The organism is Lactobacillus sp. MRS-253-APC-2B (genome assembly GCF_012843675.1).
Classification (GTDB): domain Bacteria; phylum Bacillota; class Bacilli; order Lactobacillales; family Lactobacillaceae; genus Limosilactobacillus; species Limosilactobacillus pulli.
Genome location: NZ_JABAFO010000002.1, coordinates 100455 through 125970, shown reverse-complemented (window position 1 = coordinate 125970; position 25516 = coordinate 100455). Strand labels below are relative to the sequence as shown.

Genomic DNA, 25516 nt, shown 5'->3' with positions numbered 1-25516 from the left:
CCCTTTTAATAGTCGGTGTTGCGATAGCCGTAGTCTTTGAGCATGGCCGACTTGTCCCGCCAGCCGGGTACGACCTTGACCCACAGCTGCAAGTAGACCCGATCGCCCAACAAATGCTCGATGTCTTTTCTGGCCATGGTACCGATTTGTTTAAGCATCTGGCCTTTTTTGCCAATGATGATGCCTTTTTGACCAGGACGCTCCACGATAATGTTGGCATTGATGTGAATCGTCTCGTCATCTTGGCGCTTGACTGACATAACATCGACGGCAACCGAATGTGGTACTTCCTGACGCGTCATCATAAAGACTTTTTCTCTAATCATTTCAGCAATTACGAAGCGCTCGGGGTGGTCGCTGATCTGATCGCTTGGATAATACTGCGGACCGTTTGGCAGCTGCTCGACCAGCTTGTTAATCAAGGCATTGACGTTGTTGCCATTTAATGCCGAAACGGGTACGACGTCAGCAAACTTGACCGTACCGTCTTCAAACTGCTTAACGATGCCTGGTAGCTCGTTAGGGTGCACCTTGTCAATTTTGTTGACGACCAGATAGATCGGTTTTTTAACCTGTTTGAGTCGTTCCATGATGAAGTTGTCGCCAGGGCCGCGTTTTTCATCAGCTGCGACCACGTACAAGACCGCATCGACTTCATCCAATGCGGACAGCGTTGAGCGCTCCATAAAGTCGCCCAGCTTGGTTTGCGGCTTGTGCACCCCTGGCGTATCGATAAAGACGATCTGCGCCTCATTAGTCGTATAGATTCCTTGAATCTTGTTGCGCGTCGTTTGGGCCACGTTACTCATGATGGCAACCTTTTGACCAACGACATAGTTTAAAAGCGTTGACTTGCCGACGTTGGGCCGACCAATCAAAGCTACAAAACCAGATTTAAAATTTGGATTGTCCATAATTGTCCTTTCTTAACGTTTAAATACCAAACAAAGCCCTTAGTTTGGGCCAGAAGATAAACAACCCGACCAGCACCGCGTAAAAGGCCGCCAATAAAACGACCCCCGCAGCAATGTCTTTGGCATACTTGGCATCCAGATCATAATGATGGTGCACGACCAGGTCCACCAATTCTTCAACGATCGTATTGGCAAATTCAGCGGCAAACACAACAAAAATCGCTGAAAGCAGCCACAGCCACTCAAAAACGTTGACCTGCAGCCAAAACGCCACAATTATCACCAAAATAGCCGCAACGATGTGAAAGCGCATGTTGCGTTCTTTTTTGACGACATCTTTGACCCCATCCCAGGCATGTCCCAGTGCCTGAATGAAATGGCGATTTTTTTCAACCTGATGCTTATCTTGGGAGCCCATAGCCATTTAAAATCTCCTCTTGCAGCTTAAACATTTTTTCTTCATCGTCTTTTTGCTCGTGATCATAGCCATTTAGATGCAAAAAGCCATGCACGATCAAAAAGCCCAGCTCACGATCGGCAGAGTGCCCTAGAAATCTAGCCTGCTCAGCAACCTTGTCAATTGAGATGAACAAGTCGCCTAGATTTTCCGGAATCTGGGCTGCCAATTCTGGATCCAGTAAAATTGGTGAGTCATCGCTGTCATCCTCTAAAGCAAAGCTCAAAACGTCGGTTGCCCGATCAACGCCACGATACTGGGCATTCAGCTTTCTAATCTGCGGATTATGGACAAAGGTCAAAGAGATCTCCGTATTGTCCTTTAATTCAAGATACTTAGCGGCATAGTCTAAAATGTCATGTGCCAGCTGCAATTGTGATTGACTGACGGCGTGATCGTCGGTTTGGTCGTAGATTTCAATATCCATTATTTTTTCTCCAAAGTCTGCTGCTCATCATTTTCATAAGCCGTAATGATCCGCGCTACAACTGGATGCCGAACCACATCCGCCGCACTGAAGCGCACAAATTCAATCGATGGGACGTCTTTTAAAATCTTCGGGGCTGAGATCAAGCCACTGCGCGTTCCCCTTGGCAAGTCGATTTGAGAAACGTCACCATTGACGACCATTTTAGAGCCAAAGCCCAGTCGCGTTAAAAACATCTTCATCTGGGCATTGGTAGTGTTTTGAGCCTCATCCAAAATTACAAAGGCATTGTCCAGCGTCCGACCCCGCATGTAGGCTAAAGGCGCAATCTCAATCGTCCCGCGATCAATCAAACGCTCCACGTGATCGGCGCCAAAGATTTCGTTTAAGGCATCATAGATCGGCCGCAGATATGGATCAACCTTTTCTTTCAGATCACCTGGCAAAAATCCCAGACTCTCACCAGCTTCAACAGCCGGCCGCGTTAAAATGATCCGCTCAACCTCGCCGCGTTTTAAAGCCGCTACGGCCATCGCTACTGCCAGGTAGGTCTTACCAGTACCGGCCGGCCCGATGCCAAACGTAATATCATTGTCTTTAACGGCATGCACATATTGCCGCTGACCAAAATTTTTGACCCGAATCGACCGCCCCTTGCGATCCTTGATAATCGTTTCACTGTACAGATCGCTAAAGTACTGCAGCGTCCCGCGATGAGCCATCTTCATCGCACTGACGATATCCGTGCTGCTTAAACTGATGCCATGATGCAATAGATCCACCAGCTGCTCTAAGACATCATAGGTTAGATGAACGTCTTCATCTTCACCGCTGATTTTCAAATCGGTGCCAAACGGATTGATGGTTACGTTCATGCCTTCTTCTAAAAGCACCACGAATTTGTCCTGCGCACCCAAAAGTCCTAGTTCAATTTCAGGGCTTTCAATGCGAAAAGTCATTTCTGTCAAATGAAAAATTCCCCTTTGCTTTTGTTTTAATCAATACCATCAAAAATTATAACATAGCAAGCTATAATCCGCATAAACCGCAGCACGGCAAAAGAAAAGAGGCTGGGAATCAACTCAACCTCTTAACTACGAATCGATAATAATGCCTCAGCGCAGCAGCTGACTGGCATCTATTACGCTCTTTTATTACTTGACGCTGATTACTTCTTCAGAGCATCCTTAACGGTCTGGTTGACCACCTTGCCATCAGCCTTGCCCTTAACCTTAGGCATTACGGACTTCATCACTTTACCAAAGTCCTTCATGCTGTCGGCACCGGTAGCGGCAACGGCCTCATCAACGATCTGCTTGATCTCGTCATCGGAGAGCTGCTTTGGCATGTACTTTTCAACGACTTTCATCTCAGCCTTGGTCTTATCAACCAGGTCTTGGCGCTTAGCAGTCACGAATTCTTCCAGTGATTCCTTGCGCTGCTTGTATTCGCGAGCCATTACCGAGTTTTCTTCATCTTCGCTCAGTTCATGGCCCAGCTTGATCTTTTCGTTTTGAACCGCTGCTTTAAGCATCCGAACCGTACTCAGGGTTTCCTTGTCCTTTTCCTTCATTGCGGCAACCATGTCTTTAGTCAGCTTATCCAATAGACTCATTTCAAGTTCCTCCCGTTTCGTAATTATATACAAAAAAGCCCCTGGTGAATGAAACATTCGCCCAGGAGCTGCAGCATTTTAGTGGCGACGCTTGTTCTTGCGCTTCCGAGCTGCTTCAGATTTCAACTTACGTTTTACGCTTGGCTTTTCGTAAAATTCACGCTTGCGGTATTCTTGCAGCGTTCCGTTCCGTGAAACCGTACGCTTAAAGCGTCGAAGAGCGTCGTCTAACGATTCATTCTTGCGAACGATAGTCTTTGACATTGTTGATTCCCTCCCTCCGAGCTTAGAATTCCGTACTGTTGCGATTAAAAGCGTCTAATTGACTGCTTCAATCTTATCACTACGAATGATATTATACTTAATCAAAAAAAAAGCGTCAACTGCTTTTTTGAAAAATTTTGGCTAATTTTCAGAATGACTCAGTCGTTCCATAAAAATCGGATCAAATTTACTGCTTAAAATCATCTTGATCTCTTCTCCATATGGCGCCACCTTTTTCTTGGGATTATCGGCCAATGGTACCCATGGCGTTTCCATAATTTTTGGTACCTGCGTCAATTGTGGATGGTGAGCAATGTAATTGAGTGCATCAAAGCCGATCGTCCCCATGCCGATATTGGCGTGCCGGTCTTTATGGCTGCCCTGCGGATTTTTGGAGTCGTTAAGGTGTACGACCTGCAGCTTTTCAATCCCCAATACGTGATCAAATTCATTTAAGACGCCGTCAAAGTCATTTTTGACATCATAGCCGGCATCATTGGTGTGACAAGTATCAAACGTAACCGAAAGCTTTTCGTTGTAGGTTACCTGGTCCATAATTTCGGCAATCTGCTCAAATGAGATGCCGACCTCGGTCCCTTTGCCGGCCATCGTTTCAATGGCAATCTGCGGCTTTTGATCCGGCGTAATGATTTCATTTAGTCCCTGAGCAATTTGATGCAGTGCTGCCGTAGCTCCGGCACCGACATGGGCCCCAGGATGCAGCGTAATCTGCGTTGCCCCGATTGCTGTAGCCCGTTCAACTTCCTGGCGCAAAAAATCCACGCCAAAGGCAAAGTTCTGGGGCTTAAGCGTATTGCCCAGATTGACGATGTATGGTGCATGCACCACCAGATGACTGAAGCCGTGTTCTTCGATATAGGCGCGGCCTTCAGGAATCTTCATTTCATCGAGTGGCTTGCGCTTGGTATTTTGTGGAGCTCCGGTATAAACCATAAAAGTATTGGCCCCATAACTGGCTGCTTCTTGAGCAGAGCCCAGCAGCATTTTGGGCGCTTTAAGACTGACATGTGAGCCAATCAGCATTTGATCGCATCCTTTCTTAAATCAGCATGTTTCTTTATTTTAGCGTATTTTATCGCTACAATGAAATTATTGACTCATTCGCTGTTAAGGAGGAATTGAAATGGCGAAAAAACGCATCTACGTTCCCAAAAACAAAACCAATGGCGAAAAAAAGGGCGACCGTAAGATCTGGGTGGAAAACGTCAAATTTTTAACCACCGATGAGTATCATGAGCTGCAAGAAGCCATCCGTCAATATTCGCGGCCTGAATTGGTAAATCGCAACCTGCTCTTGATCTCAATTGCACTCAACAATGGCCTGCGTGCTTCTGACGTGGTTACGCTGCGAGTTGGTCACGTCAAGAACAAAACCCAGACGCGGATCATCGAGCAAAAGACCGGCAAGGCCAAGACGCTTTATTGGAACAACTGTCTGGCTGAAATCATCAACTATCTGAATGAATTGGACTTTAAAGACGACAATGACTGGCTGTTTCCCGGCAGACAAGATGGTCATTTTTCAGTCCACGGCTTTTACCAGATGCTGCAGCGAATCGCACGCAAGTCGGGTGACGAAAAACTGGTTGCCAAACTAGGGACGCACTCGTTTCGCAAGACGTTTGGCCGCCAGCTGTATAAAGATGGTGTCAACATCGAAATCATCTCACAATTGTTCAACCACTCCTCAGAGCGCAACACTCGCCATTATCTAGGAATTGAGCAAGAAGATCTCGATAAGGTAGTTAGAAACTTCAAGCTTGAATAACTGTCGGACAGTACCTTTGCAATGTCAATAACCCAGCAGTCTATTAGGCACCGCTTAAAACCACTCATTACGCAAAAAAGATCCGCCAGTTCAGCGGATCTTTTTTAATGCATTGATTTAGTCTGCTTGATCTTCGTCTTCAGCTGGAACTTCCAGACGCAGTTCTTCCAGCTGCTGATCACTGACGCGTGCCGGTGCCGCCGTCAATGGCTCAACTGCCTTTGAGTTCTTAGGGAAGGCGATGACGTCACGAATGCTGTCAGCTTGTGACAAGAACATAACCCAGCGATCCAGCCCGATTGCCAGACCACCCTCTGGCGGCATCCCCAATTCCAAAGCCTTAATCAAGAAGCCAAAGCGGGCCTGCGCCTTTTCCTTGCTGTAGCCCAGTGCCTTAAAGACCTTTTCTTGAATCTCAGGGTCGTGGATACGGATGGAACCGCCCCCGATTTCTTGACCATTCAAGACGATGTCGTAGCTTTGCGCGTGCGCCTGATGAGGGTCCTCGCCGTCTTCCAAATAGTGCAGATCTTCTGGATTCAGCATCGTGAATGGGTGGTGAGCCGCAATCCACTTGCCAAAGCCTTCATCATATTCAAACATTGGCCAGTTGACGATCCAGACATAGTTCCATTGGTTAGGATCCGTCAAGCCCAGTTCTTCGGCAAAGTGATTCCGCAAATAACCCAGTGAGTCGCAGACCACGTGGAAAGAACCTGCCACGATTAAAATCAGGTCGCCTTCCTTAGCACCCAGCGCTTCATTTAATTCTGCCGCTTGATCGTTTAAGAACTTGGCTACCGGACCGTTATAGCCATCTGCGCCAACCTTGACCCAAGCCAGGCCCTTGGCGTTGTAGCGCTTGATGTAGTCTTCTTGCTTGCTGATGTCTTTACGTGAGTACTTGTCGGCTCCACCGGGTACGACGATTGCCCGAACATAGTTGCCTGCTGCCACTGTACTGCTGAACACCTTAAATGAGCTGTCCTTAACCAGGTCACTGATGTCATGAATCAGCATGTCAAAACGCGTGTCAGGCTTGTCGGTACCATACTTGTCCATGGCTTCTTGCCATTCCATGCGTGGGAACGGCGTCTTAACGTCAATGTCCAATACTTCTTTCATGACGTCTTTGATCAGGCCTTCCGTCATGTCTTGGATTTCTTCTGGCGTAGCAAAGCTCATTTCCGTATCGATCTGGGTAAACTCTGGCTGCCGGTCACCACGCAGGTCCTCGTCACGGAAACACTTGGCAATCTGGTAGTACTTGTCGACCCCTGCGGCCATCAAAAGCTGTTTGAACAGTTGTGGTGATTGTGGCAGCGCATAGAAACTGCCTGGGTAGACCCGTGAAGGTACGATATAGTCACGAGCCCCTTCTGGCGTTGAACGCGTCAGTTCTGGCGTTTCAACATCCAAAAAGCCGTTCTTTTCAAAGTAGCGGTGAACGACATGTGTAACCTTGCTTCGTAGCATCAAGCGCTTCATCATTTCAGGCCGGCGCAGGTCAAGGTAGCGGTATTTCAAGCGCAGTTCTTCAGAAGCATCAACGTCGTCAACAATTTCAAACGGCATTGGCTTGGACTTGGCTAAGATGCTGGCTTCTTTGACCTCAATTTCGATCTTGCCCGTCTTCATGTCTGGGTTGACTTCTTTACGTGCCCGCACCAGACCATGCGCTTCAATAACGTATTGATTCCGAACCTGGTTGGCAACTTCAAAAGCAGCCGGATCGATCTTTTCATCAAAGACCAGCTGGACGATGCCGGAGCGGTCCCATAAATCAATAAAAATCAGGCCACCCAGATTACGACGCTTGGCAACCCAGCCCTTAACGACGACTGCTTGGCCAATTTGTTGTTCGCTGGTTTCGCCAGCATAATTGGTACGCTTCATGTTTTGATTACCCCTTTGTCTGTTCTTGATAAACGGCTTTAAAATCAGCAAACACTTGATCCAATGGCAGCGTGGTTTCCTCACCGGTTGCCATTACCTTAAAGTGAACCGTGTTGCTTTCCAGTTCTTTTTGACCAATCGTCAAGACGACCTTGGCATTTTCCTTGGCAGCCGTCTTAAACTGAGCTTTCGGCTTGCGGTTCAAGTAGTCGCGTTCGGCAACAAAACCGGCATCCCGAGCAGCCTCAACCAGTTTGAAGCTGGCGACGTTGGTTGCTTCACCAATCCCAACGACATAAACGTCCAGATCCGGATCGGCCTTTTTAAGCAGCCCTTCTTCGTTAAGCAAAAGCATCAGGCGTTCCAGGCCAATCCCAAAGCCAACCCCTGGCGTGTCCGGACCGCCTAATTCTTCAACCAGTCCACTGTAGCGACCACCACCACAAATCGTCGTGTAGCCCTGACCAAGCGACTTGGCTTGGACCATCACTTCAAAGATCGTGTGGTTGTAGTAGTCCAAACCGCGCACCATGGTTGGGTCAACCGTGTAGTCGATGTTTAATTCATCCAGCATTTTCTTGACCAGCGCAAAGTGCTTTTGGGCATCATCAGTCAAATAATCCAGAATAGATGGTGCATCATCAACGAACTGCTTGTCGCGTGGATCCTTGCTGTCCAAAACCCGCAATGGATTCTTTTCCAGCCGTTCTTGGGAGTCTTCACTCAATTCATCATAATGTGGCTTCAAGTAGTCAATCAATGCCTGACGATAGGTATCACGCGTTTTTTGATCACCCAGCGTATTGATGGCCACGCGCAGACCCGTTAAGCCCAGCTGCTTGAACAGGCGCAGCGCCATAGTTATTACTTCCACGTCAACGGCTGGATTGTCGCTGCCAAATGCTTCGACCCCGATCTGGTGGAACTCACGCTGCCGACCAGACTGGGGCCGCTCATAGCGAAACATTGGGCCCATGTAGTAAACCTTGTATGGCTTGTTGTATTCCGGACCATACAGCTTGTTTTCAACATAGGCACGCACCACGCCGGCCGTACCTTCTGGGCGCAGTGCCACGTGACGATCACCTTTGTCTTTAAAGTCGTACATTTCCTTGGTGACGACGTCTGAGGTCTCCCCAGCCGAACGAGCAAAAATATTGTAGTTTTCAAAAATTGGCGTGCGAATGCCACGGTAGCCGTAGCGCGCAAAGATTTCACGAGCCAGTTTCTCAACGGCTTCCCACTGAGCGGATTCGCCCGGTAAAATATCAGCCGTGCCTTTTGGGCGTTGATAGCGCATTAGTTCTCTCCTCCATTGATTGTCAGTCGATTAAAAAAAGCACCCCTGCTGCTGCAAGGGTGCTTGAATGCACGGTACCACCTTGGGTTTACTCTTGGGTAACGTAGCTTCGACGGGGTCTTGACCCTGCCTCCAAAGCGTCACTCGGCAGCCAATCGACAGGGCTTGCACCAGTTCCCCGCTCGCTGAAAGCTATGGCAGACCGAACATTCTTTTTCATCGGCATCTCTAAATTTAATTACTTACTTAGCCTACTAGGCTTGAGCAGTTTAGTCAATAGGCCAGCCGCGAATTAGTCTTGATTTTCCAATTAATGCTTTCTAAACTTATCTTAATGATTCATAACAAAGGAGAAAAAATCTTGAAGTTTCCTCGTCCTGCCAAAGCTGTCCTGGTTGCGATCAGCATGGCATTAATTGCAATTGTCATGGTGGTCGCGCTGACGTTTTCACGGACGACCACCATTCAAACCAGCGGGCTCAACGTACGGACCGGTCCTGGGCTGGACTATTCGACGATCGGCACGCTCAAAAAAGGTCAGCGCGTTACGATTTTAAAAACGCGCAACTCATGGTATAAGATTCGGCTAAGCGATCAGCGCTTTGGCTGGGTCGCCAGCTGGCTGATTCACCCCAAGTCCAATCTCGAGCATGTTTCCAATCTTTCTGAGGCAACGATTGTCATTGATCCTGGTCATGGCGGTTCCGATTCGGGAGCTGAATATAAAGACAGCACCAAGGCCCGCTATATGGAAAAAACCTACACATTGCAGCTGGCCAATCGCGTTGCTCAAGAATTGCGGCTGCGGGGCGCGCATGTCATCATGACGCGCGACTCGGATCGTTACGTTGGCCTCAAACCGCGACCAGCTCTTGCTGAAAGCATGCATGCCAATGCCTTTATCAGTTTCCACTTTGATTCTTCGCCTTCACGCAACGAGGCTTCCGGATTTACGACCTACTATTATCACAAAGGAGCCTCCAAAAAATTAGCCAAGGCATTGAACCAGCAAATGAACAATTTGCCATTGACCAATCGTGGCATTGAATTTGGCGACTTCTTGGTCATTCGCGACAACACCCGCCCCGCCGTTTTATGCGAGATGGGCTACATCAACTCAACCAAAGACTTCAACCAGATCAAAAGTGCCAGCTATCAGCAAAAAGTAGCCCGCGACATTGCCAAGGGACTAAACGACTACTTCAAGAATTAATTCTGAAAGGAAGTTGATCTTATGTCTGCATACCGTCTCAATCAAAAGTGGCTCAGCCAACTGCCATTTCGTCAGATTACGGAGTGCCGGCCCGTGTCTGGCGGCGACATCAACGCAGCCTACCAAATCAAGGCTGATCAAAGAACCTATTTTCTTAAGGTTCAGCCCAATCATCCTGCCAGCTATTTTGATCATGAAAAACGCGGCCTAGAAGAAATCGGTGCCTTAGTCAAAACGCCGGCCCCGCTTGCCCAAGGACAGATTCAAAATGATGCCTACCTGGCTTTGGAATGGATCGAAAGCGGCAGCGGCTCGCAGGCTGATCTAGGACGAGCAGTCGCCAAAATGCACGCCCAGCACGCCAAACGGTTCGGCTTTTATGAAAATCATCAAACCAAAGCACTGATTAAAAACAATGCCTGGAACGACAGCTGGCGTGACTTTTATATTAAGCAGCGCTTGGATCCTGAAGTTGCCGTAGCCAAGGAAAAAAGTCGCTGGAACGATTGGCGTGAGGCGCACTATCAAAAGATGCGCCAAGCTTTTTGTGATTATTATGATCAGCACGAAGTTGTTCCCAGCCTTTTACACGGCGATCTGTGGGCCGGCAACTATATGTTTGACGATGCTGGTCAGCCGGTCTTGATCGATCCGGATGCCGTTTATGGCGATCGCGAGTTCGATCTGGCGATGACCACGATTTTTGGCGGCTTTGAATTTTCATTCTATCAAGCCTATGAACAGGCCTATCCACTAGCAGACGGGGTCAATAAACGGCTGCCTTGGTATCAGTTTTATTATCTGTGCATGCATCTGATTTTGTTTGGTGAAACGTACGGTCCAGCCGTTGACGGAATTTTGGAACGCTACTGAATCACTCGCTTAAAAACGGTGCTGCACTTGCAGGCCGTTTTTTCAATGCCCCTTAAAAATTCATCCCATTTAAAAAAGCGAGTACTGGTCTAACCAGTGCTCGCTTTTGTTTATTTTTCATAAATAATAGTGACTGGGCCGTCGTTTTCCAGTTCCACTTTCATATCAGCGCCAAAACGTCCGGTTTCAACGTGAACGCCCGCTACTCGCAGTTTTTCATTGAAACGGTCATACAACGGCTCGGCAATCTCGGGCTTGGCTGCTTTAGAAAAGCCGGGACGATTACCATGCTTAACATCAGCATACAGCGTGAATTGAGAAATCGATAAAATCTCGCCAGCTACATCGGCCAAGGCACGATTCAACTTGCCATTTTCATCTTCAAAAACCCGCAGATTGACGATCTTATGCACCATCCAGTCCAATTGATCATCATTATCGTCCGGTGCCAGTCCTACCAGCAGCAGATAGCCCTTTTTAATCTGACCAACCGTTTCGCCATCGATGCTAACGGCAGCGTGGTTGACGCGTTGCAATACGACACGCATTTAATCACTCCTTAACGAATTACCCGTTTTACCACATAGACATCCGGAATGTTTTTCAGACTGTCCAAAATCAGCTGCAGATGCTGACTGTTGCGCACGCCAATCGTAGCTGAGATCGTAGCCATCTTGTTGTGGTCCACCTTACCATTAACAGAGGTCAAGAACCGCGTGTTATTGTTGATCGAGCGCAAGACATCGTTTAACAGGCCATTGCGATTATAGCCTTCAACTTCGATATCGGCATTGTAGTTGGTCTTGTCACCTGCTGGGTTGGCCCAATAGACCGAAACCAGCCGCTCGCCGTTCTTTTCAGCGGCCTTGACGTTAGGACAGTCGGCCCGATGTACGGAAACACCACGCCCCTTGGTAATGTAGCCCACGATCTCGTCGCCAGGCACGGGACTGCAGCAATGACTCAAGCGGGTCAAAAGATTGTCGACGCCTTCTACGATCACGCCTTCCGAGCTCTTGGCAAACTTGCGTGGATTATTGGCATTCTTGTTTTCAAACGTCTGATGATCTTCCAAAACAGCCTTTTGTGCAGCCCGCTGCTTATCGTCGGCTTCTTTTTTACGAATATCGGCCGTAAAGCGATTGCGGACCCCGATTGGCGGCACATCACCAAAGCCAACCGCGGCAAACATGTCATCAGCCGTCTTGTAGTGCATCTGGTCGGCAATCTGTTCGTTCTTTTCCGTGGTCATCAGTTTATTTGGATCATAACCGGCTTCACGCAATTGACTGGCAATAATCTGGCGACCAGTCTCAACGTTTTTGTCGTGATCATGGGCCCTAAAGAACTGCCGAATCTTGTTGCGGGCCCGGCGCGTAAAGACCAGATCCAGCCAGTCGCGACTCGGCCCCGCTGAACTTGATGACGTCAAAATATCGACGATATCACCGTTTTTGATTTCATAGTTTAAAGGCACGATCCGACCGTTGACCTTGGCTCCAGTCGTATGGTTGCCGACCTCAGTATGAATCTGGTAGGCCATATCCAATGGACCAGCACCCTTTGGCATTTCAATAACGTCGCCTTTGGGAGTGAACGCATAGACCTTGTCGGCAAACACGTCGCTTTGAATCCCTTGCAAGAATTCATCAGTTCCCTGCGATTCGCTTTGCAGTTCCAAAATTTCCTTGACCACATTGAGCTTTTTGGAATCTTGATTCTGCTTGACGCCGTTGGTCTTGCCTTCCTTGTAGGCCCAGTGCGCGGCAACCCCGTATTCGGCAACTTCGTGCATGTCGTGCGTACGAATCTGAATCTCCAGCAGCCGGCCTTCTGGACCAATCACCGTGGTATGCAGCGACTGGTAGCCGTTTGCTTTTGGCATAGCAATGTAGTCTTTGAAACGCCCTGGCATTGGCTTCCAGTTGGTATGAACCGCGCCCAAGACGGCATAACAGTCCTTGATTGAATCAACGACGACCCGAATCGCCAGCAGATCATAAATTTGATCAAACTGCTTATGCTGAGTCACCATCTTACGGTAGACAGAATAGATGTGCTTTGGCCGCCCATAGATTTCGACGTTTGGCCCCAGCTCCAGGTCGCTGATTGCTTTTTTAACGTCTTCGATTGAACGATTGATATATGCAACCCGCTGATCACGCCGCGAGTTCATCAAATGTACGATGCGGTAATATTGCTGTGGATTTAAGTAGCGCAGCGAAAGATCTTCCAGTTCCCATTTGATCGTACTGATACCCAGACGATCAGCAATTGGGGCGTAGATTTCCAAGGTTTCGTTGGCAATCCGGCGCTGCTTGTCCGGACGCAGATGCTGCAGCGTGCGCATGTTGTGCAGCCGGTCGGCCAATTTGACGATCATCACGCGAATATCCTTGCTCATTGCCAATAAAAGCTTACGGTGCGTTTCGGCCATCTGTTCTTTATTGGACTTGTAGTGAATCTTGGAGATCTTGGTGTCGCCGTCAACGATCATGGCAATCGTCGGTCCAAACAGCTCGCGAATATCCTCCAGCGTTGCGCCGGTATCCTCAACGATATCGTGCATGTAGCCTGCGCATACCGTTTCTGGATCCATGTGCAGCTTGGCCAGGATGCCGGCAACCTGAATCGGGTGAATAATGTAGGCCTCACCCGACTTCCGGTGCTGATCGGCATGGGCTACCGCCGCAAAATGGTAGGCCCGCTCGACCATTTCAACATGCTCTTCATTCATATATGAGGAGACGATTTTTTTAACGTCTTCGTGCGTTAGTTCATTGTTTTTTGACATCCTGCATCAACTTGCTTTCTTTAGATTGATTTTTGGTGGCATCTTGACTCATGGCTTTAGCTAAGTATTCGATGCCTAAATAGACCAGTGCAAAATAGTAAGTATAGCGTGATACCTGAAAGACGCGCACGCCAATCAGGTAAGCGATCGGAAAGACCAGCAGCTGCCAAGGATGATCATACCGGCTGGTAATCCGCCTCCCTGCCCAGATGACGTAGCAGGAATTGATCAAAAGCAACAGCCAGATGATGATCTGAATGCGTGAGATCAAATGCTGCTTTAAAAATAGCGGGTTGATCACCAAAGAAAGCACCAGATCACTGATTAACAGTCGCCGATCGGTCGTTTTCCAAAATTGCTGCAACTTCTCCATTTTAAAAATCCCTCACTCATGCCGAATTGATTGACATTTATTGTAACACAATGCGTGCCGTTGCGCTTGGCGAGCCATTTTGGTTAGGCAAAAACTATTATGATTACCAGCTATGACAACCGATTGACCTCACAACCCGTTTAAGTCCTTTTCACATCGAGTGGATTTAGCCGTATTTTCACAAGTCTTACAGCTGCATCAAGCTGTTGTAAGACTACGTTTAACGTGCCAGCTCCAGTTGATATGAAACGGCAGCCAGCAGATAAAGCGGTGCCGTCTCCGTTCTTAAGATCCTTGGTCCCAGACCAGCCGGAATCACTCCTTGAGCTTGCATCTGTTCGATTTCTGCTTCACTCAGCCCACCTTCTGGACCAAAAATTGCCAGCAGCTTTTGGCCTGGCCGCAGCTGCCGAAGCGTTTGGGCCAGATTAGCCTCTTCGCCTTGCTTGGCAGATTCTTCCCAAGCCACGATCTTAAAGTCAGCAGCTTCATTTTTTAAGACATCGCTAAGCTTGCCGCCATAAACGACCTCAGGCTGGTGATTGCGATGTGACTGTTCAGCGGCAGCATTGGCGATTTTTTGCAGCCGTTCGATTTTTTTAGCCTGCTTTTGTGGATTCCAGCGGCTGATTGAGCGCTGAGCCGCAAAAAAGACAATGCGGTCTGCTCCCATTTCCGTAGCCTTTTGCACGATCAATTCCGGTTTTTCCTTGGTCTTGGGCAGTCCACAAGCCAAGATGACTTCAACCGGCAACTCTGCATCAGTACCCAGATCGGCTTTTAACTCGATCGTAGCCGGATTTAGCTCAACGACTTTGGCCAAATAAACTTTTTGATCATTAAGCGCAACTTCGATTTCGGTATCCACGTCAGCCCGCAAAACATCGATTAAGTGATGCGCAATATCAGCTGGCAAAGTCAATCGCCGATCCTTTGGCAGCGATTCATCGATAAAATAACGTTGCATGTACTCCCCCTATTGTTCATCCGGTGTTGGCTTATGGGCAATGATGCCATACCAGTCCTTGATGCGCATCGTTTCGTCGACTTTAAAGCCGCCATCTTCCAAAGCTTTTTTGACTTCGGCAAACTTGTCGTTGATGATGCCAGAAGTCAGGAAACGACCGCCTGGCTTGAGGTTTTCATAGGCTTGTGGAATCAATGGCAAGATAATCTCAGCTAAGATATTGGCTACGATCAGATCGACATTTTGCTCATGAATACCTTCCAACAGACTGTTGACGCCAATTTCAACGTCTTTAGCGGCGGGATTAAGTGCCAGATTCTTTTTAGCCGAACGCACGGCAACCTCATCAATATCATAGGCCTTAACGTGACCGACCCCCAATAGTTTGGCAGCAATACTAAGCACGCCCGATCCGGTACCAACGTCCAGCATGCTTTCGCCACCACGTACCGTCAGTTCCAAAGCCTGCATCATCAATTGCGTGGTCGGGTGCGTACCGGTACCAAATGCCATCCCCGGATCCAGGATCAACAGCTTTTCATCGGGCCCCGGCTGATAGCTTTCCCATTGTGGTACGACCGTTAACGTCCGCGTAACCCGTACTGGATGATAGTACTTTTCCCAAGCCGTCTTCCAATCTTGATTTTCGATGGCTTCGCTTTTGACTTCTGCCGGCATTGGATCCAGGCCAAAGTCTTTTAATTTCAAAACCCGCTGCTTGATGCCTGGCAAAAGCTCGGGTACAAACACGCTGCTGGGGTAGTACCCCGTAACCGCAGCCCCTTGTTTACGATGCGGAATCGATGCGGGGTCGATGATCTCGTCTCCATAGCGTCCTGGTTTGAGGTTGGCAAAATCAGCGGCATCCTCAATCTGAATGCCAGCTGCCCCCGTATCGGTCAAAATGTAGCTAACCGCGTCAACGGCTTCGGTACTGGTCTCAACCGTTACTGCCGTCCAATCGTTCATCTTTTTTCCTCCTTAATATGGCAAAAAAGCACCCCTGAAAGGCAAGGATGCTTCAGTTGCGCTTATTGATTTTGCGGATCGTCATGCTTGACTGCCTGCTTGGCAATCTTTTTTTGCTCTTTTTCCATGTGCTGCTGCAGATACAAGATCAGATCCGTTTCCGTCTTAAAGATCCGTGGATGATGCTGGTGATGCAGCCGAACGTCGATTTCATTGATCTTTAAGCGTCCCGTCCATGTATGGGAGTATCGAACGATCACTCGGTTATTGAGCTTGTGCCGCCCAAAACGGAAAATATAAACGTGTTCCGGTGTCATCATTGGCCGAATGTATTCACGTTTGTAATCCAGATCATTGTCGCGCATGAATTTTTTGGTTCGATTTAAGATGGCAATCCCTCCCCTACAAAAGATTGGAAACAAATTCCTTATTAGTACTAACCATTTTAGCATATCTGACTCAAAATTGAACGTATGAGCCCGACAAAGTTCAAACATTTAAAGTAAAAGTTTATCATAAGATTGAATAAATACCAAGTTATTTTAGTGCTTTTACCGCCACTAAAATGGTAAAATCAGTCATCAACTATCAAATGGAGGAAAAACGATGGGACTGCTGCTTACGCTGATCGGCTTGTGGATTCTGTGGAAGCTGTTCAAGCTTTCGCTGCATCTGCTGTTTTGGATCGCCATCATTGCCGTTGCCGCTTTCTTTGTCAAGGTGCTGATTCTGCCAGCCGTATTATTGATTAGCGGCATCATTGGCTGGGGTGTTTTGCACGCTTAATGGCAATTTCTCGCCAAAATCAGTCATAAAATGATCAAAAACCCAACTTTTTTATCATTTACTTGGCTTTATTTACGCATTATTAACAAATTTCAAATCAGAATGCTATAATAAACCTTGCAATATGCAATACTACTTTAAGGGAGACTTTACTTATGTCTAAGAATCATCAAAAAGTTGTCCTCGTCGGTGACGGCGCGGTAGGTTCAAGCTACGCATTTGCCATGGCACAACAAGGCCTGGCTGAAGAATTCGCGATCGTCGACATCATCAAGAAGCGTACGGAAGGTGACGCGCTTGACCTTGAAGACGCTACCCCATTCACGGCCCCAAAGGTTATCTACTCTGCTGACTACGACACCTGCAAGGATGCTGACCTGGTAGTTATTACTGCTGGTGCTCCACAAAAGCCAGGTGAGACTCGTCTGCAACTGGTTGACAAGAACCTGAAGATCATCAAGTCCGTTGTTGAACCAATCGTTAAGTCCGGCTTCAACGGTATCTTCCTGGTTGCTGCCAACCCAGTTGACATCCTGACCTACGCCGTTCAAAAGCTGTCTGGCTTCCCACGCAACAAGGTCGTTGGTTCCGGTACTTCTCTGGACTCCGCTCGTCTGCGGGTTGCGCTGGCTAAGAAGTTCGATGTTAGCCCAGTTGACGTTTCTGCCAACATCATGGCTGAACACGGTGACTCCGAATTTGCTGCCTACTCATCTGCTACGATCGGCGGCAAGCCATTGCTGGACCTGGCCAAGGAAAAGGGCGTTTCTGACGATGAACTGCTGAAGATTGAAGACGACGTTCGTAACAAGGCTTACGAAATCATCAACCGCAAAGGCGCTACCTACTACGGTGTTGCTACGGCCCTGACTCGGATTTCCCGCGCTATCCTGCGTGACGAAAATGCCGTTCTGCCAGTTGGTGCCCCTGTTGATGGCGAATACGGTCTGAAGGGTATCTACATTGGTACGCCAGCCGTTGTTAACGCTTCTGGTATCGCTCAAGTTCTGGAAGTTCCTCTGAACGAACGCGAATCCAAGGCCATGGCTGACTCTGCCAAGACCCTGCAAGAAGTTGCCGAAAACGGTATGGCTAAGCTGATGGGCGAAAACTAATTCGTTCTGGTATTGAATGCGAGAAAAGCTGCTGGTTATCCAGCGGCTTTTTTTTGTACTAAAAAAAGCCCGCACAGTGGCGAGCCTAAAATTGGTATCTTGATTGCAAGGCCTTAATGCTGAGAAGCCCCGCTGGTAGCATCCGTGTCCTCGGATGGTTCAGCCGCGTTCTCTGATGCGCCGGTCGTGGTGTCGGCAAGCGGCTGGTTGTCAGCTTCATCTTCCACGCTGGCTGCCGAAGCTCCTGAGAAGGCATCGATTTCTTCACCATGAGCTTCCTTAGCAGCCTTTAAGAAGTAGCTAAATGGCTTGAGTGCTTGTGCCTGATACTTTTCAACGTATTCGTCAACCAGCTTTGGATCTTGAGTCTCTTTGTCTAAGAACATGTGGTTGGTTGAAAGCGGCATTTCATGCGTGAGTTTAACGTCAATTACTACCGGTAGATCGGTTTGTTGCGCCTCAACCATGGCGGCTTTGAATTCAGCCTTGGTGCGAACCGTAAAGGCCATCGCCCCCATCCCCTTGGCAACCGTTGCCCAGTCGGTTTCCGGTAGATCAACGCCTGACAATGGCTGATGCGAGTCATCAAGCTGTTCAGCGACAATGTAGCCCAGGCATTCATTGCTAAAGACCACGTTGACGATGTGCATGTGGTACTTAACCTGGGTCAGGATTTCTTCCATCAGCATCGCAAAGCCGCCATCACCAGAAAGACTGTAGACATCACGATCGGGATAGTTGACCTTAGCTGAGATCGCAGCCGGCAGACCATAGCCCATCGTTGCGTATTGACCAGAAGTACACCACTTTTGATCGTCGTGAATCATCAGCAGACGTTCAAAGTTGATGTTGACGTTGCCGACATCAACTCCAAAGACGGCCTTACTGGAAGCCATTTGATTAATCACATCAAAGATCGGTTCTGGACGAACGGGCATCTCTTCGCTGTCATTAAAGCTGTTTTGCCAGTCCAACCAATTCTGCTTGTCGGCCAGTGCCGCATCATAAAAAGCAGATGGCGCTTTTTCATCTGCAACGTCAGCCAGCGCCGCCAAAGCCGTTTTAGCGTCACACAGCAGCGGTACGTCGATATGATGACGCTTGCCCATCTTCTCTGGATCAGTATCGATTTGAATAACCTTGGCATCCGGATTAAACAGGAAGATACTGAACGGAACGTCGGTACCAACCCAAACGATCAAATCAGTACTAAAACCAATCTCGGCACCAGGTTTCGGCGCAACCCGACCAGCCGAGCCCAGGTAGGCTGGATATTTTTCATCCAAGATACCCTTGGCCAAAACGGATGAAACCAGTGGCATCTTATACTTTTCCGAAACGCGCTTTAATTCTTCGGCTGCATCCTTAGCCCCAATCCCAAAGTAAATCATTGGTGCCTTGGCATCCTTGATCAGCTTGCCGGCCTTTGCCAACAAATCTTGATCAACGACATAATGTGGCTTAACGTGGTTGGCAACGTTAGGAACGAACGTGTCAGGAATCTTGGCCCAGCCAAAGTCTTTTGGAATCGTAACCGTAGCTGGACCATGATGCTTGTAGGCCTGCCGAATCGCTTCATCAATCATGCGGGGCAGACTTTCCGCCGTCATGGCCGTCTTGTTCCAAACCGAAACGTCTTCAAATGCCGGTTCCTCATCCATTGCTTGGAAAAAGTCCAGATTCATACGCGTTGAAGGAACCTGAGCAATGATTGCCAAAACCGGAACATGGTCATGCTTGGCATCGTACAGCCCATTGAGCAGGTGAATGGCACCCGGGCCGGCAGAGCCAAAGCAGACCCCGATCTTACCCGTTAATTTGGCATCAGCGGTTGCTGCCAAAGCTCCCGCCTCTTCATGCCGTACCTGGATGAATTCCAATTCTTTACGTTGGTTGTAGATTGCGTTCATCGTGGAGTCAAACGAACCACCAGGATAACCGTAGATGTGCTTAACGCCCCATTGCCGAATTACTTTTAAGACTGCATCGGAGCCACTGATCATTTTTGCCATCTTAATCTTCCTTCCATCCTTTAAAAATCATCCCGCCTGTACTTAACAGCCGGTCTCAATTGACGTTTTATCTCAGGCCACTCTCTACTTCAGCCCTCATAGGTTATGATAGCGCTTTTATGCATAATTACAAGTGACTTTTAATGAACATTTTTCACAATAAATTATAAATCCCTTGCTATCAGCGTTTATATCAATCAAAATTTTTGTTTTTTCTTTGATAAAAGTTAAATTTAGCGTTTGTTTTTAGCATTTTTAAAGTAATCATTATCAAATTATAAGATGATGTCATGATTTAATAATAGTAATCGTATTTTATTTTTAATTAACAATACATTTAAAATTTAATTGACTATTTATCACAAGCATCGCAATACTTGCTCACTATTTTATAAACGTTTTATGCATACTCCTCTGCATAATTTTGCTGCAAACACTAGCAAAGGAAAAGCCGGCTGCCAATCGCAACCGACTTATTACATCATTGATTCAATATCCATCTAAAGCTGAATTACACCATTGATTTATAAACGCGTGAGAAACTCGTGGGAAAAAGCTAAAAAAATCGGTCTAGTTTTAGCCACGCCTAAAACACAAATGCCGTCATAGCTATTTCTTCTTTTCGTCGATTTCCTCATCCGTCTTCAAAACGGCCATGAAGGCTTCTTGTGGAACCTCAACGCGCCCAACTGCCTTCATCCGCTTCTTACCACGTTTCTGCTTGTCCAAAAGCTTGGCCCGCCGATCAGGATCCCCAGTGTGAATCCGCGCCGTAACGTCCTTGCGGTAAGCCTTGATATTGGTCCGTGCAATGATCTTGGAACCAATGGCGGCTTGAATTGGAATTTCAAAGTTTTGCCGCGGAATAATCTTCTTGAGCTTGGTCGTGATTTCGCGTCCCCGTTCTTCGGCAAAGTCGCGGTGCGCGATGAAGCTTAAGGCATCAACCTTGTCGCCATTAAGCAGAATATCGATCTTAACCAGGTCACTGACGCGGTAGTCATCAATCTCATAATCAAGCGAGGCATAACCATGCGTGGAACTCTTCAGCTTATCAAAGAAGTCAAAGATGATTTCGGACAACGGAATATGATAGATTACATTGACCCGCGTCTCGCTCAGATATTCCATCGTGTCAAACTCGCCCCGCTTGCGTTGGCAAAGCTCCATAACCGGGCCAACATAATCGTTTGGCACCATGATTGACGCTTTAACGTAAGGCTCTTTAATATCCTTGATAGAAGACGTATCCGGCATTTCAGCTGGGTTTTCCACTTCCTTCATCGTGCCGTCATGCAGATCGACATGATAGGTTACGGAAGGCGCCGTGGTAATCAGATCCAGATTGAATTCTCGTTCCAGACGCTCTTGAACGACATCCATATGCAAAAGTCCCAAGAAGCCGCAGCGGAACCCAAAGCCCAACGCTTGTGAGGATTCTGGCTCAAACGTCAAAGCCGCGTCATTAAGCTGCAGTTTTTCCAAGGCATCCCGCAGATCGTTGAACTTGGCGTTGTCGGTTGGATAAAGCCCCGCGTAAACCATTGGCGTCATTTGACGATAGCCGGCTAATGGCTTGTCAGTTGGGTGCTTGGCATCAGTAACCGTATCACCAACCCGCGTATCCTTAATGTCTTTAATGGCCGCGGTAATATAGCCAACGTCCCCCGCCATCAGAAAGTCGCGGGCCAGTGGCTTAGGCGAGTTGATCCCGACTTCAGCGACTTCATATTCAGTACCAGAGTTCATCAGTTTAATGCGGTCGCCCTTCTTGACGGTTCCTTCAAAGACCCGCACGCTCAAGACCACGCCGCGATAGTCATCGTACTTGGAATCAAAAATCAGCGCCTTTAGCGGAGCCATCAGATCACCAGTTGGCGCCGGTACTTCGGCAACGATTTTTTCCAGCACCTTTTCAACGCCCAGACCGGTTTTGGCACTGACGTCACAGGCATCACTGCAGTCCAGACCAATTTCTTCTTCGATCTGCTTTTTCGTTCCCGCAACGTCAGCGGAAGGCAGATCGATTTTATTGATGACTGGCAGGATCTCCAAGTCGTTGTCCAATGCCAGATAAACATTGGCCAACGTCTGCGCTTCAACCCCCTGCGTCGCGTCAACAACCAGAATAGCTCCTTCACAGGCTGCCAAAGAGCGTGAAACCTCATAGGAAAAGTCGACGTGCCCTGGCGTATCGATCAAATGGAAAATATAGTCTTCTCCGTCTTTGGCATGGTAGGTCAGCGCCACGGCATTTAATTTGATGGTAATGCCGCGTTCCCGTTCCAATGGCATGTCATCAAGGATCTGGGCCTTCATTTCCCGCTTAGAGATCGAATCCGTCATTTCCAGGATCCGGTCCGCCAGCGTGGATTTCCCATGGTCAATATGGGCGACAATCGAAAAGTTCCGAATGTGCTTTTGGCGTTCTTTCATTTCTTCAAGATTCATTGATTTTTTGTGCTCACTTTCTGCGTTAAATGTCTATCTACCAGTATATCAAATCCCGTTGGCAACTCAAACTGGGGCGGTGCAAATATCGAAAAAAGAGCAATTCGCCGCGCACTGCAGCGTCTTGCTCTTTAAATCTTTAGGCTTATTTTTCTTCAAAGCGATCCTTGAGCTTATCAAAGAAACCGCCCTTGTAGCCGGCAACATGTTCGCCACTGGCTTCGGCAAAGGCCAGCATGGCTTCTTTTTGCCGCTTGTTAAGATTCTTAGGCGTCTTAACGTGGACCGTCACATGCTCATCGCCGTTGCCATTGCCATTAATGTGCGGTACCCCTTTGCCCCGCAGCCGGAATGAGGTTTCTGATTCCGTACCCGCCGGAATCTTCAAATCAACATCGCCATGCACGGTCTTGACCTTGATCTTGTCACCCAACGCGGCTTGTGCAAACGAGATATCCTGATCAACGTAGATCGTGGAGCCATCCCGCTTAAAGTCACGACTAGGCGTAACTCTAAAGACAATGTACAGATCACCGTATGGACCGCCGTTGGTACCCGCTTCACCTTGGTTTTGCAGGCGCATCTGCTGACCATCATCAATGCCAGCCGGCACCTTGACCTTAAGCTTGTGTTTTTCTTGAACGTGGCCTGAGCCATGGCACTTGTCGCATTGATCTTCCGGCTTGATTTCCTTACCGGTACCATGACAGGTTGGGCAGACGGTCTGGGACTGCATCATCCCCATCATCGTTTGCCGCCGCTGCATCACAACCCCGGAACCGCCACAGGTATGACAAGTCGAAGGTGACTTGCCCGGCTTGGCGCCAGAACCGTGACAGACATCGCATTCGGCTTCTCGATCATACTTAATCGTAGTTTCCTTACCAAAGATGGCATCCATAAAGTCCAGCGTCATATTGTACTGCAGGTCGCGTCCTTGTCTTGGTGCTGAAGGATCACGTCGCGCACGACCGCCACCAAACAGATCACTGAAGATATCGCCAAAGTCGCCAAAGCCACCCTGACTAAAACCGCCCTGACCAAAGCCGCCGAAGCCTTGACCGCCACCAAAGCCGCCTTGAGGGCCAGCGGAGCCAAACTGATCATATTGTGCCCGCTTCTGCTGATCATGCAGCACTTCATAGGCTTCATTGATTTTCTTAAATTTTTCTTCGGCTCCCGGCTCATGGTTAACGTCTGGGTGATACTTAGCCGCCAGCTTCCGATAGGCCCGATTGATTTCGGCGTCTGAAGCATCCTTTTTGACGCCTAAAATGTCGTAATAGTTTTTCTCTGCCATTTAAATCCCTCGCAACGCAATTTTTCTCTCTTACTTTATAGCATAGTCACGATAAATAAGCAAAAGCCAAAGTCCGTTATAGGGGCTTTGGCTTTTTTGCTTATCTAAATCGGCTTCGGCTGACTGGCCTACTTGTTGTCGTCGTCATTGACTTCAGTAAAGTCGCCATCAACGGTCTTGCCGTCGCCCTTGCCGTTATTGTTGTCAGCACCGCCATTGTTGCCGTCAGTACCATTTTGTTGGTTTTGTTGTTGAGCTTGTTGGTAGAGCTTGACTGCCAAGTCTTGGACGATCTTGTTCAGTTCGTCTTTCTTGGTCTTCATTGCATCGAAGTCCTTAGCGTCCTTAGCCTTTTGCAGAGCATCGCGGGCATCCTTGGCCTTCTTGATTTCGTCTTCAGAAACCTTACCGTCAAGTTCCTTGATGGTCTTGTCGGTTTGGAAGATCAGTTGGTCGGATTCGTTCATCAGATCAACTTCTTCCTTCTTCTTCTTGTCGGCTTCCGCGTGTTCTTCAGCATCCTTCTTCATCCGTTCAATTTCTTCATCGGACAGACCAGAACTGGACTTGATCGTAATGTTTTGCTTCTTGTGCGTACCTTGGTCTTCGGCAGAAACGTTAACAATCCCGTTCTTGTCGATGTCAAAAGTAACCTTGATTTGAGGAACCCCACGTGGTGCAGGTGGAATGTCCGTCAGTTGGAAGTTGCCAAGCGTCTTGTTGTCGGCTGCCATTGGACGTTCACCTTGCAGAACGTGAATGTCTACGGCTGGCTGGTTGTCAGCGGCCGTGGAGAAGATCTGACTCTTAGAGGTTGGAATCGTCGTGTTGCGGTCGATCAGCTTGGTCATAACCCCACCCATGGTTTCGATACCCAGGGAAAGTGGCGTAACGTCAAGCAAAACAACGTCCTTAACGTCACCAGTCAGCACACCACCTTGGATGGCGGCACCCAAAGCAACGGCTTCATCAGGGTTGATGGAGTGGTTTGGTTCCTTGCCAGTCAGGTCCTTAACCAGTTCTTGAACGGCTGGGATCCGCGTTGAACCACCGTTTAAGATAACTTCATCAATGTCGCTGAATTCCAGGCCAGCATCGTGCAGCGCGTTCATAACCGGCTGCTTAGTCTTTTCAACCAGGTCGTTGGTCAGTTGGTTGAACTTAGCCCGCGTCAGCGTTTGGTCCAGGTGCACTGGTTGACCATCTTTTTGAGCGATAAATGGCAGGTTGATTTCAGCAGATTGTGAGCTGGAAAGTTCCTTCTTGGCCTTTTCAGCAGCATCCTTCAGCCGTTGCAGAGCCATCTTGTCTTGGGACAGGTCAATGCCTTGGTCTGCCTTAAAGCCATCGATCAGCCAATCCATGATCTTTTGGTCAAAGTCGTCACCACCCAGATGCGTGTCACCAGAAGTGGAAAGAACTTGGAAGACGCCATCGCCCAGTTCCAGGATGGAAACGTCAAACGTCCCACCACCAAGGTCATAAACCAGGATCTTTTCGTCTTTGTCCTTCTTGTCCAGGCCATATGCCAGTGAGGAAGCAGTTGGTTCGTTGATGATCCGCTTAACTTCCAGACCAGCAATCTTACCAGCATCCTTGGTAGCTTGACGCTGAGCATCGTTGAAGTAGGCTGGCACCGTGATAACGGCTTGAGTTACCGTGTCGCCAATGTAGTCTTCTGCATACTTCTTGATGTATTGCAGAATCATGGCAGAAATTTCTTGTGGCGTGTATTTCTTGCCATCAATGTCAACCGTGTAGCCTGGTTCACCCATGTGGCTCTTGATTGACGTAATCGTGTTGGGGTTGGTGATTGCTTGGCGCTTAGCCGTTTCACCAACTTGAACCTCACCATTCTTGAATGATACGACAGAAGGAGTCGTGCGGCCACCTTCTGGGTTGGTGATAATCTTAGGTTCGTTACCTTCCATAACGGCAACGGCGGAATTAGTGGTACCAAGGTCGATACCGATAATCTTATTGCTTGCCATAAAAGTTTTC

Annotated in this window: 24 protein-coding genes; 5 read left to right on the top strand and 19 right to left on the bottom strand. The window is 48.2% G+C overall.

The window, feature by feature from the left end; translation table 11 throughout:
* Window positions 1-5 precede the first annotated feature (5 nt).
* The 7 genes from era to HF864_RS02150 all read right to left on the bottom strand — a co-directional run bounded on the left by era (window position 6) and on the right by HF864_RS02150 (window position 4721).
* Window positions 6-914, bottom strand: coding sequence for a GTPase Era (gene era / locus HF864_RS02180; RefSeq protein ID WP_169461483.1), 909 nt, complete (start codon window positions 912-914; stop codon window positions 6-8).
* 19 nt (window positions 915-933) lie between these two features.
* Window positions 934-1332 (bottom strand): diacylglycerol kinase family protein, encoded by a 399-nt coding sequence (locus tag HF864_RS02175; protein ID WP_205882264.1) that lies wholly within the window; start codon window positions 1330-1332, stop codon window positions 934-936.
* On the bottom strand, window positions 1316-1798 hold the full coding sequence (ybeY, locus tag HF864_RS02170) for an rRNA maturation RNase YbeY (protein ID WP_169461481.1): 483 nt from the start codon (window positions 1796-1798) through the stop codon (window positions 1316-1318). Before ybeY ends, HF864_RS02175 begins: the two co-directional genes overlap by 17 nt.
* Window positions 1798-2757 (bottom strand): PhoH family protein, encoded by a 960-nt coding sequence (locus HF864_RS02165; protein ID WP_169461549.1) that lies wholly within the window; start codon window positions 2755-2757, stop codon window positions 1798-1800. Before HF864_RS02165 ends, ybeY begins: the two co-directional genes overlap by 1 nt.
* A gap of 209 nt (window positions 2758-2966) precedes the next feature.
* On the bottom strand, window positions 2967-3413 hold the full coding sequence (locus HF864_RS02160; RefSeq protein ID WP_169461480.1) for a GatB/YqeY domain-containing protein: 447 nt from the start codon (window positions 3411-3413) through the stop codon (window positions 2967-2969).
* Between the two features lie 78 nt (window positions 3414-3491).
* Window positions 3492-3677 (bottom strand): 30S ribosomal protein S21, encoded by a 186-nt coding sequence (gene rpsU / locus HF864_RS02155; protein ID WP_033935611.1) that lies wholly within the window; start codon window positions 3675-3677, stop codon window positions 3492-3494.
* A gap of 141 nt (window positions 3678-3818) precedes the next feature.
* Window positions 3819-4721: a deoxyribonuclease IV gene (locus tag HF864_RS02150; RefSeq protein ID WP_169461479.1), complete on the bottom strand. Its 903-nt coding sequence runs from the start codon at window positions 4719-4721 to the stop codon at window positions 3819-3821.
* 100 nt (window positions 4722-4821) lie between these two features.
* Here HF864_RS02150 and HF864_RS02145 point away from each other — a divergent pair, with 100 nt between their 5' ends.
* The gene (locus HF864_RS02145) at window positions 4822-5466 is read left to right on the top strand and encodes a site-specific integrase (protein ID WP_169461478.1); all 645 of its coding nucleotides are present in this window, start codon (window positions 4822-4824) and stop codon (window positions 5464-5466) included.
* A 117-nt stretch (window positions 5467-5583) separates the two neighbouring features.
* On the opposite strand, the gene aspS is transcribed toward HF864_RS02145, so the two are convergent.
* Window positions 5584-7362 carry an aspartate--tRNA ligase gene (gene aspS, locus HF864_RS02140; protein ID WP_169461477.1) on the bottom strand — a complete coding sequence of 593 codons (1779 nt, stop codon included), beginning with the start codon at window positions 7360-7362 and terminating at the stop codon, window positions 5584-5586.
* A 7-nt stretch (window positions 7363-7369) separates the two neighbouring features.
* Entirely contained in the window at window positions 7370-8662 is a 1293-nt protein-coding gene (gene hisS / locus HF864_RS02135) for a histidine--tRNA ligase (RefSeq protein WP_169461476.1), read from the bottom strand.
* Between the two features lie 361 nt (window positions 8663-9023).
* Here hisS and HF864_RS02130 point away from each other — a divergent pair, with 361 nt between their 5' ends.
* Window positions 9024-9875, top strand: coding sequence for an N-acetylmuramoyl-L-alanine amidase (locus tag HF864_RS02130; protein WP_240936851.1), 852 nt, complete (start codon window positions 9024-9026; stop codon window positions 9873-9875).
* Window positions 9876-9896: 21 nt separating this feature from the next.
* Window positions 9897-10748, top strand: coding sequence for a fructosamine kinase family protein (locus HF864_RS02125; RefSeq protein WP_169461475.1), 852 nt, complete (start codon window positions 9897-9899; stop codon window positions 10746-10748).
* Window positions 10749-10858: 110 nt separating this feature from the next.
* On the opposite strand, the gene dtd is transcribed toward HF864_RS02125, so the two are convergent.
* The 6 genes from dtd to HF864_RS02095 form a co-directional block, all read right to left on the bottom strand.
* Window positions 10859-11296: a D-aminoacyl-tRNA deacylase gene (gene dtd / locus HF864_RS02120; protein WP_169461474.1), complete on the bottom strand. Its 438-nt coding sequence runs from the start codon at window positions 11294-11296 to the stop codon at window positions 10859-10861.
* An 11-nt stretch (window positions 11297-11307) separates the two neighbouring features.
* Complete coding sequence (locus HF864_RS02115; RefSeq protein ID WP_169461473.1) at window positions 11308-13542, bottom strand: bifunctional (p)ppGpp synthetase/guanosine-3',5'-bis(diphosphate) 3'-pyrophosphohydrolase; 2235 nt, start codon at window positions 13540-13542, stop codon at window positions 11308-11310.
* Entirely contained in the window at window positions 13526-13915 is a 390-nt protein-coding gene (locus tag HF864_RS02110) for a hypothetical protein (protein ID WP_169461472.1), read from the bottom strand. The genes HF864_RS02115 and HF864_RS02110 overlap by 17 nt, the downstream gene beginning before the upstream one ends.
* Window positions 13916-14135: 220 nt before the next feature.
* Window positions 14136-14882 carry a 16S rRNA (uracil(1498)-N(3))-methyltransferase gene (locus tag HF864_RS02105; protein WP_169461471.1) on the bottom strand — a complete coding sequence of 249 codons (747 nt, stop codon included), beginning with the start codon at window positions 14880-14882 and terminating at the stop codon, window positions 14136-14138.
* A gap of 9 nt (window positions 14883-14891) precedes the next feature.
* On the bottom strand, window positions 14892-15851 hold the full coding sequence (prmA, locus tag HF864_RS02100; RefSeq protein WP_169461470.1) for a 50S ribosomal protein L11 methyltransferase: 960 nt from the start codon (window positions 15849-15851) through the stop codon (window positions 14892-14894).
* Between the two features lie 62 nt (window positions 15852-15913).
* On the bottom strand, window positions 15914-16216 hold the full coding sequence (locus HF864_RS02095) for a hypothetical protein (protein WP_169461469.1): 303 nt from the start codon (window positions 16214-16216) through the stop codon (window positions 15914-15916).
* Between the two features lie 241 nt (window positions 16217-16457).
* Between HF864_RS02095 and HF864_RS02090 the strand changes: the two genes are divergently transcribed.
* Complete coding sequence (locus tag HF864_RS02090; protein ID WP_169461468.1) at window positions 16458-16637, top strand: hypothetical protein; 180 nt, start codon at window positions 16458-16460, stop codon at window positions 16635-16637.
* Between the two features lie 155 nt (window positions 16638-16792).
* A complete protein-coding gene (locus tag HF864_RS02085; RefSeq protein ID WP_169461467.1) occupies window positions 16793-17752 on the top strand; it encodes an L-lactate dehydrogenase in 960 nt (319 codons plus the stop codon).
* A gap of 113 nt (window positions 17753-17865) precedes the next feature.
* On the opposite strand, the gene spxB is transcribed toward HF864_RS02085, so the two are convergent.
* The 4 genes from spxB to dnaK all read right to left on the bottom strand — a co-directional run bounded on the left by spxB (window position 17866) and on the right by dnaK (window position 25506).
* Complete coding sequence (gene spxB / locus HF864_RS02080) at window positions 17866-19764, bottom strand: pyruvate oxidase (RefSeq protein ID WP_169461466.1); 1899 nt, start codon at window positions 19762-19764, stop codon at window positions 17866-17868.
* Window positions 19765-20373: 609 nt separating this feature from the next.
* The gene (lepA, locus tag HF864_RS02075) at window positions 20374-22215 is read right to left on the bottom strand and encodes a translation elongation factor 4 (RefSeq protein WP_169461465.1); all 1842 of its coding nucleotides are present in this window, start codon (window positions 22213-22215) and stop codon (window positions 20374-20376) included.
* A gap of 145 nt (window positions 22216-22360) precedes the next feature.
* Complete coding sequence (dnaJ, locus tag HF864_RS02070; protein ID WP_169461464.1) at window positions 22361-23515, bottom strand: molecular chaperone DnaJ; 1155 nt, start codon at window positions 23513-23515, stop codon at window positions 22361-22363.
* A gap of 128 nt (window positions 23516-23643) precedes the next feature.
* Window positions 23644-25506, bottom strand: a complete 1863-nt coding sequence (gene dnaK, locus HF864_RS02065) for a molecular chaperone DnaK (RefSeq protein ID WP_169461463.1) — start codon at window positions 25504-25506, stop codon at window positions 23644-23646.
* Between the last annotated feature and the right edge of the window lie 10 nt (window positions 25507-25516).